Annotated in this window: 18 protein-coding genes; 8 read left to right on the top strand and 10 right to left on the bottom strand. The window is 67.3% G+C overall.

Features of this window, described 5'->3' with window-relative positions; genetic code table 11:
- The 10 genes from J7024_RS27315 to mpl form a co-directional block, all read right to left on the bottom strand.
- On the bottom strand, positions 1-553 hold a 553-nt coding region (locus tag J7024_RS27315; RefSeq protein ID WP_234745622.1), incomplete at its 3' end, for a 2-dehydro-3-deoxy-6-phosphogalactonate aldolase.
- A gap of 22 nt (positions 554-575) precedes the next feature.
- Complete coding sequence (locus tag J7024_RS27320; protein WP_124827183.1) at positions 576-1,601, bottom strand: 2-dehydro-3-deoxygalactonokinase; 1,026 nt, start codon at positions 1,599-1,601, stop codon at positions 576-578.
- Positions 1,598-2,497, bottom strand: coding sequence for an IclR family transcriptional regulator (locus J7024_RS27325; protein WP_098549804.1), 900 nt, complete (start codon positions 2,495-2,497; stop codon positions 1,598-1,600). Before J7024_RS27325 ends, J7024_RS27320 begins: the two co-directional genes overlap by 4 nt.
- 349 nt (positions 2,498-2,846) lie before the next feature.
- Positions 2,847-3,251, bottom strand: coding sequence for an EF-hand domain-containing protein (locus J7024_RS27330; RefSeq protein ID WP_124827185.1), 405 nt, complete (start codon positions 3,249-3,251; stop codon positions 2,847-2,849).
- Between the two features lie 84 nt (positions 3,252-3,335).
- The gene (locus tag J7024_RS27335; protein ID WP_124827186.1) at positions 3,336-4,946 is read right to left on the bottom strand and encodes a S10 family peptidase; all 1,611 of its coding nucleotides are present in this window, start codon (positions 4,944-4,946) and stop codon (positions 3,336-3,338) included.
- A gap of 435 nt (positions 4,947-5,381) precedes the next feature.
- Entirely contained in the window at positions 5,382-6,119 is a 738-nt protein-coding gene (mtgA, locus tag J7024_RS27340; RefSeq protein WP_124827187.1) for a monofunctional biosynthetic peptidoglycan transglycosylase, read from the bottom strand.
- A gap of 14 nt (positions 6,120-6,133) precedes the next feature.
- On the bottom strand, positions 6,134-7,000 hold the full coding sequence (gene aroE / locus J7024_RS27345) for a shikimate dehydrogenase (protein ID WP_124827188.1): 867 nt from the start codon (positions 6,998-7,000) through the stop codon (positions 6,134-6,136).
- The gene (locus J7024_RS27350; protein ID WP_234745623.1) at positions 6,997-9,087 is read right to left on the bottom strand and encodes an RNB domain-containing ribonuclease; all 2,091 of its coding nucleotides are present in this window, start codon (positions 9,085-9,087) and stop codon (positions 6,997-6,999) included. The genes aroE and J7024_RS27350 overlap by 4 nt, the downstream gene beginning before the upstream one ends.
- An 81-nt stretch (positions 9,088-9,168) precedes the next feature.
- On the bottom strand, positions 9,169-9,738 hold the full coding sequence (locus tag J7024_RS27355) for a YqiA/YcfP family alpha/beta fold hydrolase (RefSeq protein WP_124827190.1): 570 nt from the start codon (positions 9,736-9,738) through the stop codon (positions 9,169-9,171).
- Positions 9,735-11,120 (bottom strand): UDP-N-acetylmuramate:L-alanyl-gamma-D-glutamyl-meso-diaminopimelate ligase, encoded by a 1,386-nt coding sequence (gene mpl, locus J7024_RS27360; protein ID WP_124827191.1) that lies wholly within the window; start codon positions 11,118-11,120, stop codon positions 9,735-9,737. Before mpl ends, J7024_RS27355 begins: the two co-directional genes overlap by 4 nt.
- Positions 11,121-11,365: 245 nt before the next feature.
- On the opposite strand from mpl, the gene J7024_RS27365 reads away from it, so the two are divergent.
- The 8 genes from J7024_RS27365 to tpx all read left to right on the top strand — a co-directional run bounded on the left by J7024_RS27365 (position 11,366) and on the right by tpx (position 18,036).
- Entirely contained in the window at positions 11,366-12,010 is a 645-nt protein-coding gene (locus J7024_RS27365; protein WP_124827192.1) for a UDP-N-acetylmuramate--alanine ligase, read from the top strand.
- A 7-nt stretch (positions 12,011-12,017) separates the two neighbouring features.
- Positions 12,018-12,569 carry a TlpA family protein disulfide reductase gene (locus tag J7024_RS27370; protein ID WP_124827193.1) on the top strand — a complete coding sequence of 184 codons (552 nt, stop codon included), beginning with the start codon at positions 12,018-12,020 and terminating at the stop codon, positions 12,567-12,569.
- A 194-nt stretch (positions 12,570-12,763) separates the two neighbouring features.
- Positions 12,764-13,216, top strand: coding sequence for a type II 3-dehydroquinate dehydratase (gene aroQ / locus J7024_RS27375; RefSeq protein ID WP_096506238.1), 453 nt, complete (start codon positions 12,764-12,766; stop codon positions 13,214-13,216).
- A 65-nt stretch (positions 13,217-13,281) separates the two neighbouring features.
- Positions 13,282-13,752, top strand: a complete 471-nt coding sequence (gene accB, locus J7024_RS27380; RefSeq protein WP_124827194.1) for an acetyl-CoA carboxylase biotin carboxyl carrier protein — start codon at positions 13,282-13,284, stop codon at positions 13,750-13,752.
- Positions 13,753-13,836: 84 nt separating this feature from the next.
- A complete protein-coding gene (gene accC, locus J7024_RS27385; protein ID WP_124827195.1) occupies positions 13,837-15,204 on the top strand; it encodes an acetyl-CoA carboxylase biotin carboxylase subunit in 1,368 nt (455 codons plus the stop codon).
- A gap of 3 nt (positions 15,205-15,207) precedes the next feature.
- Positions 15,208-16,110, top strand: coding sequence for a 50S ribosomal protein L11 methyltransferase (gene prmA / locus J7024_RS27390; RefSeq protein ID WP_124827196.1), 903 nt, complete (start codon positions 15,208-15,210; stop codon positions 16,108-16,110).
- Positions 16,111-16,155: 45 nt separating this feature from the next.
- Complete coding sequence (locus J7024_RS27395) at positions 16,156-17,460, top strand: DUF3426 domain-containing protein (RefSeq protein WP_124827197.1); 1,305 nt, start codon at positions 16,156-16,158, stop codon at positions 17,458-17,460.
- Positions 17,461-17,532: 72 nt separating this feature from the next.
- On the top strand, positions 17,533-18,036 hold the full coding sequence (gene tpx, locus J7024_RS27400) for a thiol peroxidase (protein WP_124827198.1): 504 nt from the start codon (positions 17,533-17,535) through the stop codon (positions 18,034-18,036).
- Positions 18,037-18,061: the final 25 nt, after the last annotated feature.

An 18,061-nucleotide genomic window follows, 5' to 3' on the forward strand; every position in this document is an offset into this window, starting at 1 on the left:
CCGCGAGAAACGGCTGCATGTTGTCCGGCGAAATGCCGCCGACCGGAATCAGCGGCACCGCACGGTCGATCACCGCGCGCCACGCCTTCACGACGAGCACGCCGAGTTGCTCGGCCGGGAACATCTTCAGCACGTCGGCGCCGTTCGCGAATGCGGCGAACGCTTCGGTCGGCGTCGCGACGCCCGGTGCGCTTGCGAGCCCGCGCTCGCGCGCGCGGCGAATCACGGCCGCGTCACTGTGCGGCATCACGATCAGCGTGCCGCCGGCATCCTGCACACGGTCGACAAATTCGGCGCGCAGCACGGTGCCCGCGCCGACGACCATGTCGTCCGGCAACGCGCGGCGCAGCGCCGCGATACTGTCGAACGGATCGGGCGAGTTGAGCGGCACTTCGACGATCCGGAAGCCGGCTTCGTACAGCGCATGGCCGTGGTCGGCCGCTTCGGCGGGCGCGATGCCACGCATGATCGCAATCAGCGGGCACGCATCGAATGCGCGCATCAGTGCGGCGTGCGGGGTGTACGGCGCGGGCAGCGTAAGGTCGGACGACATCGGCAATTCCTCTTCAGTCAATTCATTGGTCCGCGCAGACGGGCTCGCCGTCCGCACGCACGAGCCCGGCGCGCGATGCAATGCGCCACAGTCCGCGCTCGGTCGCATGCGCGACGACGCGCGCATGCGTGCAGCCGAACACGCGCAGCGCATCCACGTAGCGCGCACATAATCCGTCGTCGCCGATCAGCAGCAGCGGCTGGTTCGCGAGCGCGACGCCGCGCTCCGCGAGCATCGCGTCGAGCGCGTTCAGTTCATGGCCGATCAGCAGGCCGGACAGGTAGTCGCCCTGCGCATCGGGGGCGAGCCGGTCGGTCAGGCCGAGCGTGCGCGTGCTGAAGATCGTCGCGAGCAGCCCGGTGCGCTGCGCGCCGCGCGCCACCGTCACGCCGCGCGCGAACGCCGCGCGGTCGCCTGATGCGCTCGGGCGCATCGTGCGGCCAAGGATCGTGTGGTCACGCAACGCGGCGAACAGTTCGCCCGTCATGAAGGTCTGGAAGCGCTCGATGAGTCCGCCCTTCACCCACGCCCATTTAGCATGCGTGCCCGGCAAGCCGATCAGTACCCCTGAACGATCTGCATCAAGCATGGGATCGCTCGCGATTGCGCCGAATATCTGCGTTTCTTCGCCGCGCATCACGTCGGGCAGATCGCCCGTCGCGATCACGCCCGGCACGATCGACACCGTGGTGCCGCGCGACGTCGTCACCGTGACGAGGCCCGCGACGAGCGCATCGGCGCCGGCCGGCACCTCGACGTACGGCGCCTCGCGCCAGCCCTGGGCGCTGCCGACCATCCCGGCGGCCAGCACCGGCACGCCCGGCGCACGGTCGAGCCAGTCGCCGCACGCCTCCTCGAACACGACGTCGAACGCGCGCGCGCCGCCGGCCGGCACGTGCATCACGCCCGCCGCGCGGCTGCGCGTGTCGATGAGTGCGCCGTGCGCGTCGAGAAGGTACGCGCGCAGCGACGTCGTGCCCCAGTCGAGCGCGATCAGCGACGGCGCGGCGGAACTGGCGTCCGGAACGGTCCGGGTCGAATTGGTCATCGTTTGATCCTGCGGGTACCCTGCGGCGGGCTCCAGCCCAGCTCCGCGGAAATCGCTCGCGCTTCGCGCTGCACGAGCGGAATCAGTTCGTCCATCCGGTCGTGCGGCATGTACGGAATCGTGCTCGCGACCGACACTGCCGCGACGATCGCGCCCGATGCGTCGCGAATCGGTGCGGCCACGCAGCGGATCGACGCCTCGTTTTCCTCGAGGTCGAACGTATAGCCGCCGGCCGCGTAGTGCGCCATGCGCTGCAGGAACGCGCTCGTTTCGGGCCGGTTGTCCGGCTTGAAATTGACACCGGCCAGCGCGCGCCGTGCGGCCTCGAACAACGAGCGCCACAGATCCGGATCGAGGTCGAGCATCATCGCCTTGCCGATGCCGGTCGATGCGAGCGGCATCCGGTGACCGACGCGCGAGCGCATCTCGAGGCCGCGCGTGCCGGGAATCTTGTCGATGTACAGCACGTCGTCGCCGTCGCGCACGCCGAGGTGAATCGTGTCGAGCGTCGCTTCCGCGAGCGCTTCGAGGTGCGGGCGCGCCACCGCCGTGAGCGGCATCTGTTCGAGCGCGATCGTGCCGAGCTCGATCAGCTTCGGGCCGAGCAGGTAGCCGCCCTGGACCTGGCGCAGGTAGCGGGCCTGCACGAGGCTGCTCACGAGCCGGTGCGTCGTGCTGCGCGTCGTGCCGAGCGCGGCGCCGATCGCGCGCATGTCGCGCGCGCCGTTGGCGATCGCCTCGAGGATCGCAAGACCGCGCAGCAGCGTCTGCGTGCCGGCCTGCTGCGCGGCGAGATCGAGCGGCGTGCTGGTCGCGCCGATGCTGTCCGTGAGCGGCGCATCGTCCGGCGTCGCGCGCCGGGCGTCGAGAGCAAGGGAGTCGGGCATCTTGGTCATGGAACAGGCTTCTTCAACGGAATCGGTGAAGCCGCTGTCGCAGCGCCGGAACGACGTCCGGCGACGCGGCAAGCCGGCGGTCGATGCACCGAGGAAAGCGCCCGGCGAACTTCATGGAATGTGTCTCCGTATGCGTCGGGCGCCGCGCGATGCGTGGGTCCGAAGCTGTCGATGTGCTTCGGATTGTAGGAGCGCACGCATTCGCCTCCAATATTTGAATGCGTTGTCCATATAATGGGATAAACGCTGAAAGCGCGCGCCGACCGTCGCGAAACGGCCGTGTCATGTGCGCGGGGGCGGAACCCGCCGCGTCGCAGGTTCCGCCCCCGTTTGCTCATGCAGGGCGCGCTTACTGCTGGTTCGCGCTGCGCGCCTGCATGTAGCGCTGCACGTCGGAGAACGACACGCGGCCGCTGCCGCTCGCGTCGATCTGCCGGAAGTGGTTCGCGACATAGCCGAGGCCTGCCGCGCGCGCCTGCGCCTGCGTGATCGACCCGGTGTTCTGCGTGTCGGCCGCGCCGAACTGCCGCGCGAGCTTGCGCACCACCTGCGCGTGCAGCGCGGCGCCGGTCGTCTGCGTGCCGGCGGTCGGCTTGCGCGCCGCCGGCGGCACGTACGGATCGCCGAGCTGCGCCTGGCGCGCACGCGCCGGGGTAACGGCGTCGCTCGCCTGCGCGAACGCGCACAGGGACACGGATGTTGCAACGCCGCCGCATGCAAGCACCGCGGCAACGACGATGAAACGTTTCTTCATGTCAGGCTCCAGTCTGGAATGAGGTCGTCGACGGCCCGCGAACGGCGCCGCCACGGGCGCGCGTCGCCAGGCCCGCACATCGCATCAGTGCGCGGCCGCGTTGTAGAAGGTCACGAGGTCGGCTTTCTCCTGCGGACGCGACGTATCGTCGAGATAGACCATGTGTCCACCCTGATAGTCCTTGATCGTCAGGTTCGGTTGCGTTCCGAGCCGCGCGAGGTCGAGCTCGGTCTGGTAGAACGGCGTCGCGATGTCGTGATACCCGTTCAGCGACAGCACCTTCAGCGACGGATTGAGCGTGAGCGCCGCGGCGAGATCGGGGATCGTGTCGGGCATCGCGAGGCCGTCGTGCGTCCAGTCCCACGTGTTGATCGCATTGCTGCTCAGCGAATACGCGGACTGCGCGCTGTACTTCAGCACGTTCGGCAGATAGGTGCCGATCGTGTCCGTGAACGGCTTCGTGATGTACGTGCTCGACGGGTCGCCTTCCGCCGCGAGCGGACTCGACGACGGCACGTTCACGCGCGCGTCGTACCGGCCGATCAGCGTGCCCGGGATCAGCGACACCTGGAAGCTGTTGTCGAAGAAGGTCGGGATCACGTTGAAGTCGGCGTTCCACAGCGCCTGCTTCACGCCGGTCGAATTCACCATCGTCGTGACGAGCGTGGGCGACGGCGGCGTGTGGCTCGCGAGATACGCGTTCACCGCAGGCGCATAACTGCCGGCCGTCAGCAGGCGCATCTGGTCCGCGTATTGCGGCAGGCTCGACGGGTTCGGATTGTCGAGCTGGTAGTACGCGCCGACGGTGCCATAGGACGGCACGAAGCCCGCGCAACTGACCGGGCTCGACCCGTTGTTCGAGTTGCCGACATAGTCGCTCGCCATGTCACAGTTGGCGTTGTAGTTCAGGATCGACGATTGCAGCACGATCCCGGCCAGGTTCACGCCGGCCGTCTCGAGCAGGTTCGCGAGCACGTCGGTGCGCGGCGTGCCGTACGACTCGCCGAACAGGTACTTCGGCGAATCGCTGCGCTGGTTCACCGCGAGGTAGCGCGTGACGAAGTCGCGGAACGCGCCGCCGTCCTGGTCGACACCCCAGAACGTCTGGTTCGTGTTCGGCGCGATGGCTTCGGAGTACCCGGTGCCGATTGCATCGACGAACACGAGGTCGGTCGTGTCGAGCAGGCTTTCCGCGTTGTCGACGAACGGGAACGTCGACGTGTTCGCGTTCGGGTCGCCCGTCTGGATCCGTTTCGGGCCGAACGAACCGAGATGCAGCCACACCGATGCCGAGCCGGGGCCGCCGTTGTAAAGGAACGTGACGGGTCGCTTCGCCGCGGGCTGGTTGTCGGCCGTGTACGCGACGTAGAAGAACGATGCTTCGGGCGCGCCCGTCTGCGGATTGCGAGCGACGAGGTGGCCGGCCGTGGCCGTATAGCGGATCGTCTGACCGTTCAGCGTGATCGTGTGATGGGTGACGGCGGCCTTTTCGACCGCGGCGGACGCGTCGAGCGACGCGGTCGCACTCGACGAATAACTGTTCGGATCGTTGTACGGCTTGTCCGCCTGGGCGGCGGGATCGGCTGAACTGTCGGCGCCTGTCGCAGCGGACGACGTCACGTCGTCGTTGCAGGCCGTCAGAATCAGCGAAGAGAACACAACCCCCAACAACAGCTTCGCTTTGCTCGCTGGCATCGTTGCTTTCCTTCTCTCGAATGTTTTTGTGTCGAGCAGCCGGGTAAGCCGCCCCCCCGCCTCGAGTGCGGCCGATAAGCCGAGGCGCCGGCCAATATACGCGAGCAGGTGGGCTTTGAAAAATTTGGAAATATTTGACCCGAAGCCGGTGCGGCGCACACCTTTCAACAATGCTTCGATTTGCGAACCATTTAATTTCATTCGCCTTTCACAGCATGCCGTGTTTATCGGAAAACACTAAAAATCCCCGGATTTCGTGCCATATCGGCAAACAAAGTCACGCGGCTGCCGGCATCGTTCAGTAAAGCGAAATAGACGGATTCGTCTAATGGATGCGACCCGAAATGCGGGTGACACGAATGCGCTGCAGCGCACCAATACTGCGTCGGCGGCGAAACGGAAGATGCGGCGGGAGCGGGCGCGCCGCTCACTGCGTCACTGCGATTGCGGGAGTTCGGCCGCGCCCATCCGGCGGGCAATGACGGCCGCGCGCTGCGCCTGGTAGGCCGAGCCGCGATGCGTGTCGAACCAGCGCGGCTTCGGCAGCATCACCGCGAGGCGGGCCGACTGCCATGCGCCGAGCCGGCTTGCGGGAATCTTGTAGTAATAGCGTGCAGCAGCCTCGGCGCCGTACACGCCGCGCCCCCACTCGACCGAATTCAGGTAGATCTCGAAGATCCGCTCCTTGTCGAGCACCGTCTCGAGCATCCACGTGATGATGAGCTCCTGCCCCTTGCGGATGTAGCTCTTCTCGCGCGACAGGAACAGGTTGCGCGCCAGCTGTTGTGTGATCGTCGACCCGCCCGCGACGATCCGGCCGCGCGCCTTGTTCTTCTCCCACGCCTGCAGGATCGCATCGACGTCGTAGCCGTTGTTGGTCGCGAACGTCGAATCCTCGGAGGCGATCAGCGCGCGCTTCAGGTTGCGCGAGATCTGGTCGTACGGCACCCACTGGTGCCGGATCTGCGCGGGCGGATTCTCGCGCGACAGCCACCATGCGTCAGTGCGCATGAACGCGGTCGAGCCGGGATTGATGAACGACCACAACGCGATCTGCGCGAGGTAGAACAGTTGCGTCGCGAGCCAGGCGCCCGCGAACACCGAACCCGCATAGACGATCCAGCGGGCCGGGCTCACCGTCCGCGTGCGCTGCGCGTCGCTCACCGCCACCACCTGCCGCGCTCCGCTCAGTTCGCGGCGAGCGCCTGGCGCAGCGCCGCGAGCACCGGCGCGCCGTCCGGCCGCACGCCGCGCCAGATGAAGAACGATTCGGCAGCCTGCTCGACCAGCATCCCGAGGCCGTCGGCCGTGCGTGCGCCGAGCGACGCCGCGTGCTGCATGAACACGGTCGGCTGCGCGCCGTACATCATGTCGTACGCGAGCGTGCCCGCGCCGAACGCTGCCGGGTCGCACTCCGGCAGCGCCGCATCGAGGCTGCCGGCCGTCGCGTTGACGATCACGTCGTACCGCTGCGCACGCACCGCCTCCGGGCCGCCGCCCGACAGCACGCAGCCCGCATCGTGCGCGGCCTGCGTGAACTGGCCGACGAGCGTCTCGGCCTTGCTCGCCGTGCGGTTCACGATCGTGATCGACAGCGGCGCGCGGTCGAGCATCGGCAGTACGACGCCGCGCGCCGCGCCGCCCGCGCCGAGCAGCAGGATGCGTGCACCCGCCAGCGACACGCCGAGATTCAGTTCGATGTCGCGCACGAGGCCGACGCCATCGGTGTTGTCGCCGTGGATGCTGCCGTCGGCGTCGATGCGCAGCGTGTTCACCGCGCCCGCTGCCGCCGCGCGCGGCGACAGCATGTCGGCGAGCGCATGCGCGTCGAGCTTGAACGGCACCGTCACGTTCGCGCCGCGGCCGCCTTCGGCGATGAACGCACGCACGGCGGGCTCGAAGCCGTCGACCGGCGCGAGCCGGTGTTCGTAGACGATCGCCTCGCCGGTCTGCGCGGCGAACTGCGTGTGGATGAACGGCGACTTGCTGTGCGCCACCGGATTGCCGAACACGACATAGCGGTCGGCGCCGCCCGTCGATACCGCTGCGCTCATGATGCACGCCCCTCTTCGCTGCCGTTACCGTTGCCGCTCGCGGCATCGCCGCCTTCGGCCACCGCGCCGTCCGCCTCGGCCAGCGCTTCGGCTTCGGTTTCGGCCGACGCGTCTGCCGCATCGACCAGCGTGTCGTCGCCGCCTTCCGCCTCTTCTTCGTCGTCGGCCGCGTCACCGCTCGTCACGGTCGGCGCGTCGAGCACGTTCAGCAGTCGCACCGACGCCTCGATCGTCAGCTCGTCGAGCGACATCACGTCGAGCAGCACACGGGTGCCGCGCGCATGCACGCCGAGCCCCGGCACGTGCAGCAGCAGCGGGATTTCCTCGAGGCGCACGAGATCGCCCTTCACCACGCTCGCGACGACCTGCTTCTTTTGCTCCTGCGCAAGCCAGCGCAGGCACCAGAAGTACTCCATCCGGCGCTGGTAATCGGCATACGCGGTATAGGTGTCGTCGAAGCCCTGCACGACCGCGTACAGGTCGGCGTCCTTCGGCTTGAACGGTGCGGCAAGCTTCGCGGTGACGCCGTGCTGCACGCACGCGAGCAGTTGCCACTGGTTCACGAGGTCGACATAGCGGCGCAGCGGCGACGTGCTCCACGCGTACTGCGCGACGCCGAGGCCCTCGTGCGGCGCGGCCGTCGTCTGCATCCGCGTGCGCTTCGGGCCCGGCGCGCCGAAGCCGCGCTGCGAGCGGTAGATGCCCGGCACCGTGTGATCGTGCAGGAACGCGCCCCACGTCGAATTCGCGAGGATCGCGAGCTCCGACACGATCAGGTCGAGCGGCGAGCCGCGGCGGCGCGGCGTGATCGACACGTGCTCGCCATCGACGTAGAAGTTGTAATCGGTGTTGCGCTGCACTTCTCGCTTCAGGCCGTAGCCCGCGCGCGCGACCTGACGCTTCTCGAACAGCGCCTGCGCGAGCGGCCACAGCACGGCGATGTCGTCCTTGTGCGGGTAGTCGCCGGTGCCGGCCGCGAGCGTCTCCTCGTTGACGAGTTCGTCGAGCGTGTTGTGACGCAGGTTGTTCTTCACGTACACGAGCTCTGCACGCGTCTCGTTCGCGACGATCTCTTGCGTTTCGCGATTGATGATGATGTACAGCGACAGCGCCGGGCGGTAGTCGCCCTCTTTCAGCGTGAACACGTCGACGACGTCGTCCGGCAGCATCGTGATCTTGTCGCCCGGCATGTAGACGGTCGACAGGCGTGCCCGCGCGATCGCATCGACCGCGTCGCCGCGCACGATGCCGAGCGCCGGCGCCGCGATGTGCACGCCGATCCGCACGCGACCGTCGGACAGGTGCTCGACCGAGAACGCGTCGTCGATTTCGGTCGTCGTGATGTCGTCGATCGAGAATGCCTGGACGTCCGCGCGCGGCAGGTCGTCCGGCAGCGGGCCGACCGTGACTGGCGGAAAACCCGTGCCGTGCGGGAAGAATTCCGCGAGAAAGCGCGCCTCGTGCAGCGCACGCGCCGACTCGATGCCGCCGCAATCGAGCATCAGCCGCGCCGGCGATACGCCGCGCGCGCCGGCCGCGGCCTCGAGCGCCTTGTATTCGATCGCGTTCTTGTCCGGCCGCGTCAGCAGCCCGAGCACCTTGCCCGCGAACGCTTCCGGCAGCTTGCCGGCCTTCAGTTCCTCTTCATACTGCGCCTGGACGAGCGCCTGCTGGCGCTTGCGCTCGAGCGACGCGAGCGCCATCTTGAGCTGCTCCTCCGGCGCGCGCTGGTATTGCCCGCGCCCCTTGCGGCGGAAATAGACGGGCGAGCCGTGCAGGCGCAGCACGAGCGCCGCGCGCTCGACCGGGCCGTAGGTCGCACCGAAGTACTCCGCGGCCAGCGCCGTATAGGCGAACTCCTCGGCCGGCGCGCATTCCCACAGGAAATCCAGATCGATCTGCTGCGCGGCCGTATCGGCTTCCTGCATCAGCTCGCCCGCGGCCGGCTTCTCGAATTCGATCAGCACGTCCTTTGCACGTACCTTCGCCCGCCGCCCGCCGGGCAACTCGACCTGAAATGCGTCGCCCTGGCGCGACAGCACGCTGCCCGCCTTGAAACTGCCCGATTCCTCGAAGAAAACGTTCACTCAGTACTCTCGTTCAGACTGCCGGGCGCCGCATCGGCGGCGCCGCATGATGATGGGAATTCGATCGGCATGACGCCGGGTTCATGACGTTCTGTCGTCGCAAAAAGCAAGAACGTCGTCGACATAGTCGGCAAATTCGCTGATTCCGTGATCGCTGCCTTCGATCACGCGCGTCTTCGCGCCCGGGTAATGGGCGAGCATCTCGCGGTAGTCGAGCACTTCGTCGCCGGTCGCCGCGAACAGATAGTAGCGTTCGGGCCGCGAAATCGCCGGCACGCGCAGCGCATCGAGTTCGTGGAGGTGACGGCGCTCGACGACGATCGACCCCCCGCCGTGCCACAGCGGCTGTTCGCCCAGATAGTGTTCGAGATCGCGCTGCGGCGCGATCGCCGGATTCAGCAGCACCGCCTTCCAGCCGTGCTTTTCCGCCAGCCAGGTCGCGTAATAGCCGCCGAGCGAACTGCCGATCACCGTCACGTCGCGCGCGCCGGCCACCTCGGCCTGCGCGACGGCGATCGCGTCGAGCGGCGACACCGACAGCGACGGGCAACGCCACTCGCTCGTGCGGCCGAGTTCGGCCAGGCGCGCGGCCAGCAGCCGCGACTTCTGCGACTCCGGCGACGAGCGGAACCCGTGCAGATACAGGATCACGCGCGGCTCCCGAGCGCGTCGAGCAGCTTCTGGTGCACGCCGCCGAAACCGCCGTTGCTCATCACGAGCACGTGGTCGCCCGGACGTGCGGCCTCGACGACCGACTTCACCAGAAGATGCAGATCGTCGAACGCGCGCGCCTTGTCGCCGAGCGGCGCGAGCGCGTCGCCGAGGTTCCAGCCGAGCGCGTCGCGCCCGGTCGGCGCGCCGTAGCCGAACACCAGATCGGCGTCGGCGAGGCTCGCCGGCAGTTGCGCCTTCATCACGCCGAGCTTCATCGTGTTCGAGCGCGGCTCGAGCACGGCGAGGATGCGGGAATTTTGGCGGCCGATTCGTGCGCGAAGGCCGGCGATCGTGGTTTCGATCGCGGTCGGGTGGTGCGCGAAGTCGTCGTAGACGGTCACGCCGTCGACGCTGCCGCGCACTTCCATGCGCCGCTTCACGTTGCGGAACGACGCGAGGGATTCGGCCGCCTGCGCTGGCGGAACGCCGACGTGGCGCGCGGCCGCGATCGCCGCGAGCGCGTTCATCCGGTTGTGATCGCCCTGCACCTGCCACGCGACTTCGCCGACGCGCCCGGCTTGCGAGTACACCGCGAAGCGCTCGTCGACCGGCACGCCGTCCTCGGCCGGCAACGCCTGCCAGCCGCCGTCGACGCCGAAGCGTTCGACTTCGCTCCAGCAGCCGCGTGCGAGCACGCGCTCAAGCGCATCCGAGCGGCCGTTCGTGACGATGCGGCCGACGCCCGGCACGGTGCGCACGAGATGATGGAATTGCGTCTCGATTGCAGCGAGATCCGGAAAAATGTCGGCGTGATCGAATTCGAGATTGTTGAGCACCGCGGTGCGCGGCCGGTAATGGACGAACTTCGAGCGCTTGTCGAAGAACGCCGTGTCGTATTCGTCGGCCTCGATCACGAAGAAGCTCGAATCGGTCAGCCGCGCCGACACCCCGAAGTTCAGCGGCACGCCGCCGATCAGGAAGCCCGGGTTCAGGCCTGCATCCTCCAGCAGCCACGCGAGCATCGACGACGTGGTCGTCTTGCCGTGCGTGCCCGCGACCGCCAGCACCCACTTGCCCGCCAGCACGTGCTCGCCGAGCCATTGCGGACCGGATACGTACGGCAGGCCGCGATCGAGGATCGCCTCCATCAGCGGATTACCGCGCGTGACGACGTTGCCGATCACGAACAGGTCTGGCTTCAGGCCGATCTGCTCGGCGCCGTAGCCCTCGATCAGCTTGATGCCCTGCGCCTCGAGCTGCGTGCTCATCGGCGGATAGACGCCCGCGTCGCAACCCGTCACCGTGTGGCCCGCCTCGCGCGCGAGCACGGCAAGACCGCCCATGAAGGTGCCGCAGATGCCAAGAATGTGGATGTGCATAGATGAATGCTTTCGCGCCGCCGGGCGCCGTCGATTCGGAAAGGAAGGTCAGCGGCGCGCCGGACAGGCCGTGCGGCCGACGCCCGGTCAACGACTTTCGCCGCGACACAAAGACCGTCATTGTAACTGACGGCCTGCCGTGCCCGGCGGCCCGAACGATGGATGCAGGTGCCGGCCGGCGCGGCGGGCGGCACGCAGCCGCAGCGCGTTCGGGCATGGCAGCGATCGAGTATGATTGCCGGATCATGTCTCGCAAACCCCTTGTCGACCCGCGGCGCGCCCGCGAGGAAATCGCCCAGTCCGCCGCCCGCCTGATCGCGGAAGACGGCCTCGATTACGCCAGCGCAAAACGCAAGGCCGCGCGCCAGCTATTCGGCGACACGCGCGTTGCCGGCGAATGGCTGCCGGATAACGACCTGATCGAGGAAGAACTGCGCGAGTACCTCGCCCTGTTCCAGAGCGACACGCAACCGGACGAACTGCGCCGGCTGCGCGAAATCGCCCTCGACTGGATGCGCCGGCTCGCCGAGTTCAATCCCTATGTGACGGGCGCGGTGCTGAACGGCACCGCGAACGAGCATTCGGATATTCATTTGCAGATATTCACCGACAACCCGAAGGACGTCGCGATCTACCTGCTGAACCAGAACGTTCAGTACGACGTGTCTGAGACGCGGCATTTCGCCGGTCGCGCCGACGTCGAGACGCTCAGCTTCCTGTGGCGCCCGCGGCGCGACGTCGACGCGATCGGCATTCACGTCGCGCTCTACGCGAGCGACGACCTGCGCGGCGCGGTCAAGGCCGACGCGCGTGGCCGGGTCGCCCGCGCGGACGCCGCCGCATTGCGCGCGCTCGTCGAGGCAGGCAACGCCCCTTCCGAACCGGAATGATTCAACGATGATGATGAAACGCATGTTGGCGCTCGCGGTCGTCGCGGCCGCCGCCGTCGCCGGCGGGATCGCCGCCGGCCATTGGTTCCACGGCGACAGTGCCGACGACGGCGTCGCCGTCGCCGCGCCCGCTCAGGGCAGCCCGGTCGATCAGCTCTGGGCCGCGTCGCTCACGGGCGTCGACGGCAAGCCCGCGTCGCTCGCGTCGTTCAAGGGCCAGAAAGTGGTCGTCAACTTCTGGGCATCGTGGTGCGGCCCGTGCGTCGAGGAGATGCCGGAACTCGTCGCGCTGTCGCATCAATACAGGCAGAAAGGCATCCGCTTCATCGGGATCGGCGTCGATTCGGACCAGAACGTGAAGAGCTTCCTGCAGAAGGTGAAGGTCGACTACCCGGTTTTCGTCAGCGGCTACGCGGGCGCCGATCTGGCCCGTAATTTCGGAAATACCGCCGGCGCGCTGCCGTTTACGGTCGTCATCGACGAGACCGGCAAGATTCGCGAGACAAAATTGGGACAAATCCAGCCGGCCGAGCTGAAAAAGACCCTCGACGCGTTGTGATCGACCGGAACGGCCGCCCGCACGTTGGCGGCGATTTGTGTGTCGATCGCCGCAATTTCACGTCAATTCGCCGATACTTTGCATCCGCACCGGTAATTCTTGCAGGTCCGGCGCGCCCAGCCGTTCGGCAAAACTAGACAAAATTCTCTAAATAGCGCTAAAGTTCGCGCAATTCCGCAGAAATAGAAGCGACCATGACACGATTGCTGGTGCTGCACGGCCCCAACCTGAATCTTCTCGGCACCCGGGAACCGGAGGTGTACGGCCACGTCACGCTGGCACAGATCGATCAGGCGCTTGCCGCGCGTGCGCAGGAAGCGGGGGCTGAGTTGTCGTCGTTCCAGAGCAACCATGAAGGCGCGCTCGTCGACCGCATCCAGGCTGCACGGCAGGAACAAACCGACTTCATCCTGATCAATCCGGCCGCGTATACGCACACGAGCGTCGCGATCCGGGACGCGATCGCCGGCGTTGGCATCCCGTTCGTCGAGATTCATCTGTCGAACGTGCACCGCCGCGAAGCGTTCAGGCATCACTCCTACTTTTCCGACCAGGCCGAAGGCGTGATCTGCGGGCTGGGCTGGAAAGGTTATCTGTACGCGCTCGAGTACGCGCTGGACAAGCTGCAAGGCGCGTCGCGCGGCTGATTTCGCGATCTAGATTCAGCGCCGGTCCCACCCGGCGCTTTCACGTATTGAAAGGGGAACTCCCGATGGATCTTCGTAAGCTGAAAACTCTGATCGACCTCGTTTCCGAATCCGGCATCTCGGAACTGGAAGTGACAGAGGGCGAAGGCAAGGTGCGTATCGTCAAGAATGCGCCGCCGGTCTATGTCCAGCAGACGGCAGGATTTGCCCCGCAGGTCAGCGCACCGGCGCCTTCGGCCGCGCTGCCGACCGAAGGCGCGGCTGCTGCGCCGGCAGGCGCTGCCGCGCCCGCCGTGCCGCAGGGCCACGTCGTGACGTCGCCGATGGTCGGCACGTTCTACCGCGCGCCGTCGCCGGGCGCGGACCCGTTCGTCCAGGTCGGTGACACGGTCAAGGAGGGCCAGACCATCTGCATCATCGAAGCGATGAAGCTGCTCAACGAGATCGAGTCGGACAAGGCCGGCGTGATCAAGGAAATCCTCGTCGAGAACGGCCAGGCCGTCGAATACGGCCAGCCGCTTTTCGTGATCGGCTAAGCCCGCCGCGCGGCCTGCCGGCCGCGCGCCGCCGATGCTCGCCAGGCGCCGTTCGCGCGCCCCTCGAAGAGACGAATACTCGCTATGTTTGAAAAAATCCTCATTGCCAACCGCGGTGAAATCGCGCTGCGCATCCAGCGTGCGTGCCGCGAACTCGGCGTCAAGACGGTGGTCGTCTACTCGGAAGCCGACAAGGAAGCCAAGTACGTGCGCCTCGCGGACGAAGCCGTCTGTATCGGCCCGGCTCCGTCGAACCTGAGCTACCTGAACATGCCGGCGCTGATCAGCGCCGCGGAAGTCACCGATGCCGAGGCGATCCACCCCGGCTACGGCTTCCTGTCGGAGAACGCCGACTTCGCGGAACGCGTCGAGCAGTCGGGCTTCACTTTCATCGGCCCGCGCCCGGAAACGATCCGCATGATGGGCGACAAGGTCACCGCGAAGCAGACCATGATCAAGACCGGCGTGCCGTGCGTGCCGGGTTCGGAAGGCGCGTTGCCGGACGATCCGAAGGAGATCGTGAAGATTGCACGCACGATCGGCTATCCGGTGATCATCAAGGCCGCAGGCGGCGGCGGCGGCCGCGGGATGCGTGTCGTGCACACCGAGGCTGCGCTCGTGAACGCGGTCAACATGACCCGCGAGGAAGCCGGCCGTGCGTTCGGCAACCCGCAGGTGTACATGGAGAAGTTCCTCGAGAACCCGCGCCACATCGAAATTCAGGTGCTGTCCGACGCGCACAAGAACGCGATCTGGCTCGGCGAGCGCGATTGCTCGATGCAGCGCCGTCACCAGAAGGTGATCGAGGAAGCGCCGGCGCCCGGCATTCCGCGCCGCCTGATCGAGCGCATCGGCGACCGCTGCGCGGACGCGTGCAAGAAGATGGGCTACCTCGGCGCGGGCACGTTTGAATTCCTGTACGAGAACAACGAGTTCTACTTCATCGAGATGAACACGCGCGTGCAGGTCGAGCACCCGGTGTCGGAGATGATCACGGGCGTCGACATCGTGCAGGAACAGATCCGCATCGCGGCCGGCGAGAAGCTCGCGCTGCGCCAGCGCGACATCCAGTTCCGCGGCCATGCGATCGAATGCCGGATCAACGCCGAAGATCCGTTCAAGTTCACGCCGTCGCCGGGCCGGATCACGTCGTGGCATACGCCGGGCGGCCCCGGCGTGCGCGTCGACTCGCATGCCTACAATGGCTATTTCGTGCCGCCGAACTATGATTCGATGATTGGCAAGCTGATCACCTACGGCGCAACGCGCGACCAGGCGATCCGCCGGATGCGCATCGCGCTGTCGGAAATGGTCGTCGAAGGCATCCAGACCAACATCCCGCTGCACCGCGAGCTGATGATCGACTCGAAGTTCGTCGAAGGCGGCACCAGCATCCACTACCTCGAACACCGGCTCGCCCAGAAGCAGCAGGTCGCACCGGAAGAAGCGTAAAGCATGAGCTATCGCGAACTCGTCGTCGAACTGGCCCGTGAGCATGCGGAGGCGCTGTCCGACGCGCTGCTCGAACTGGGCGCGCTGTCGGTTTCCGTCGAGGACGCCGACGCCGACACGCCCGACGAACAGCCGCTCTTCGGCGAGCCGGGCCTTGTGCCGGACCGCACCGCGTGGCAGCACTCGCGCGTGGTCGCGCTGCTGTCGCCCGATCACGAGCCGGCCGTGCTGCTCGCGGCGGCCGCGAACGAAATCGGCGTCGCCGAGACGCCGAAGTTCGACGTTCGTGAAGTCGAGGAACAGGACTGGGTGCGGCTCACGCAGTCGCAATTCGAGCCGATCCCGATCGGCGAGCGGATCTGGGTCGTGCCGTCCTGGCACGACGCGCCCGATCCCGACGCGCTGATCCTCGAACTCGACCCCGGTCTCGCATTCGGCACCGGCAGCCACCCGACCACGCGCCTGTGCATGGAATGGCTCGAGCAGTCGGTGCAGCCCGGCCAGTCGGTGCTCGACTACGGCTGCGGCTCCGGCATTCTCGCGATCCTTGCGCAGAAATGCGGGGCGAACCCCGTCGTCGGTATCGACATCGATCCGCAGGCGGTCGAATCGGCCCGGCAGAACAGCGAACGCAACCGCGCGGAAGTCACGTACGGGCTGCCCGACGCATGCCCGGCCGGCGAGTTCGACATCGTCGTCGCGAACATCCTGTCGAACCCGCTGAAGCTGATGGCGTCGATGCTCGCGTCGAAAGTGAAACCGGGCGGCCGCATCGCGCTGTCGGGTGTGCTCGCGCGCCAGGCGGACGAAGTCGCAGCCGTCTATGCGCGCTACGTCGACATCTCGGTCTGGCGCGAACACGAAGGTTGGGTATGCCTCGCCGGAACCCGGCGGGAAAGCCATTAGAATAGCGCTGTCCCTCACTCTGGCCAGCAGGCCGCCCGGCTCGACATGCTTCTTGCGACGCGCTGCCCTCATTGCGAAACCGTCTTCCGGCTGCGGCAGGAACAGCTCTCGCTGCATGACGGGCTCGTACGCTGCGGACACTGCCAGCAGGTCTTCAACGCGTCGCAATCGCTCGTTCCAGAACTGGCGCAGCAGCCCGAGCCGGCTGCCGCCGGCGCGCAACACGACACTGCGCCGGCGCGGCTCTTCACCGCCGATGCGCCTGCCGGACCTGCGTCCGATGCCGACTACAAGCCGGAAGGCTGGGACATGTGGGCGCCGTGGCTCGACGCCGGCGTCGACCCGTCTTTGCAGCACAACGTGCAGACCGTGCGCACCGAACCGCTGGTGCCGCTGGCGCTGCCGGCCACGGAGGCCGGCGTCGTTCACCTGACCGGCACGCCCGCGCCGATCTCGCCCGCCCCTGCCGAACCGCACGCTTTCACGTCCTCCGCCCAACCGGCCGAATCGAAACCGGCTCCGTACGAAACCGGTGAGTCGTCCGTACCGTCGGCCGAGCACGATCCGCGCGAACCGCGCTTCGTCGCTCACACCCCGCCGGACACGGATGCGCGCGTTTCTGGCAGTACGACCGAACCCTTCGGCTACGCACGCTTCGCCGCACCCGACGACGAACGCGCGCCGCGCGAACCGCGCTTCGCATTCGCGCCGGCGCAAGCCGCACCGGAACCGGACATCCACTCGGACGAATTCGCCGCTGCACCAGCCGCGACCGCCGGCAAACCCGCCGTACCGTTCCCCGCCACGCTGACCGACGACGACCGCCCGCACTTCGCCGTCACGCGCGAAACACTCGCGCCGCGGCAACGTGGGGTGATCGGCGGCTTCTTCGGCGGCCTGGTCGCCGCCGCGCTCGCGGTGCTGCTCGTCGCGCAGCTCGCATGGTGGCAGCGTGAAGCGCTGATGATCCATTGGCCCGTCACGCAGGACTGGTTCCGGCAGGCGTGCGCGCCGCTCGGCTGCACATTCACGCCGCCGCGCGCGATCAACGGCCTGCGGCTCGACGCGACCGACCTGCGCCAGCTCGACGGCCCGCGCGTGCTGGAACTGAAGGTGCCGCTGACGAACCGCTACCGCGTCGCGCTCGCGTATCCGTCGCTCGAGCTCACGCTGCTCGACGACACCAATCACGTGACCGTGCGCCGCGTGCTCGCGCCGCGCGACTACGTGCGCCCGGGCACGCCGATCGACGCCGGGTTGCCGGCCGGCGCGACGCAGACGATGGTCGTGCGTCTCGAAACGAACGGCACGCCCGCATCGAATTTCCGCGTCCAGATCTTCTATCCGTGACGCGTCGCGGCGCGCGCATGCGCGCCGTCTCAACCCGCGCGCCCAAGGGGCGCGCTATTTCGGAGCACGAACATGAGCAAAGTTACGCTGGGTGGCAACCCGATCGATCTCGCCGGCACGTTCCCGGCCGTCGGCTCGCAAGCCCCCGACTTCAAGCTGGTCGGCAAGGACCTCGCCGACGTGTCGCTCGCCAGCTTCGCCGGCAAGCGCAAGGTGTTGAACATCGTGCCGAGCCTCGACACGCCGACCTGCGCGACGTCGACCCGCAAGTTCAACGAAGCCGCATCGTCGCTCGACAACACGGTCGTGATCGTCGTGTCGGGCGACCTGCCGTTCGCCGCCACGCGCTTCTGCACGACTGAAGGCCTGTCGAACGTCGTGACGGCTTCGACGTTCCGCACCGGCCGCGCATTCGCGAACGCCTACGGCGTCGACGTGACGAGCGGCCCGCTGAACGGCCTGACCGCACGCGCGGTCGTCGTGCTCGACGCGCAGGACAAGGTGATCCACGCCCAACTCGTCAGCGAGATCAAGGACGAGCCGAACTACGACGCAGCACTCGCCGCACTGAAGTAATCCACTGCCGCCCGGCCCTGCCTCG

This window comes from Burkholderia sp. WTPI3 (assembly GCF_021483755.1).
Taxonomy (GTDB): Bacteria; Pseudomonadota; Gammaproteobacteria; order Burkholderiales; family Burkholderiaceae; genus Burkholderia.